The organism is Halobacillus sp. A1, assembly GCF_024189295.1.
In the GTDB taxonomy this organism is placed as follows: Bacteria; Bacillota; Bacilli; order Bacillales; family Halobacillaceae; genus Halobacillus_A.
On sequence record NZ_JAIZEN010000060.1, the window covers coordinates 1 to 985 of the forward strand.

General features: G+C 44.6%; 1 protein-coding gene. It reads left to right on the forward strand.

The annotated features are described in order from the left end of the window. Positions 1-169 precede the first annotated feature (169 nt). The coding region (gene istA / locus LF817_RS19960; protein WP_253937565.1) for an IS21 family transposase at positions 170-985 on the forward strand (816 nt) is incomplete at its 3' end.

Here is a 985-nt window from a genome sequence, read left to right on the forward strand (position 1 = left end):
TGATTATTGCATACGAATTGAGCCATCTGTGCGGAGTTTTGAGCCACTCAGTGCGGACGATAGAGCCGGTAAATGCAGGGATAAAAGCCACCCTACTAAATAATTAACCTCTTGTATAATAAAATTTGCATGCCAACAGGCATGACAATCTTATACAGGAGGTTTTTTTATGATTAATTGTCGTAAAATCCTCGAGCTGTATTTCGACGGGGTCAGTCAACGTACCATTAGTTCAAGCACTGGTCATTCGCGAAATACAGTTTCTGAGGTCATTCGGCGGGCCAAGAAACACGGCTTAGAAAATTTGAACGACACCACGACCAACCGATGGTTGGAGGAGCTTCTCTTCCCCGAGAAGCAGGCTAGCGAAAAGGGGTACTTTCCTATCGAGTGGGAGAAGGTTCATAAAGAGCTGCAAAAAAAGAATGTCACTTTGGCATTATTGCATCATGAGTATGCGGCAGAAGCACGCGAAGGCGGGAAAATCCCTTACGCTTACAGGACGTTTTGTGAACAGTATGGGAAATATGCGAAGAAGTACAAATTGACGATGCCTATTCGCAGAAAGCCAGGAGAAATCTTGGAAGTGGATTGGGCAGGTTCCACCTTACATCTAATTGATCGTTCTACGGGGGAACAAATTCCAGCCTATGTCTTTATTGCGACTTTACCTTACAGTCAATTAAGCTACGTAGAAGCATTTTTGGATATGAAGTCACCCAATTGGTTGTCCGCTCATATTCGAGCTTTTGAATATTTTGGTGGGGTGCCTGAAACTCTGGTACCTGACAACCTAAAGACGGGAGTGATTAAAGCCAAACGATTAGATCCCCTCCTTAACGAAGCCTATCGTGAACTGGCAGATTACTATCGTACCATCATTGTTCCCAGTCGGGTTCGAAAGCCAAAAGACAAGGCCAGCGTGGAAGGAACGGTCGGCTACATTTCACGTCAAATCATCGCTTCACTACGAAACTACCAATGT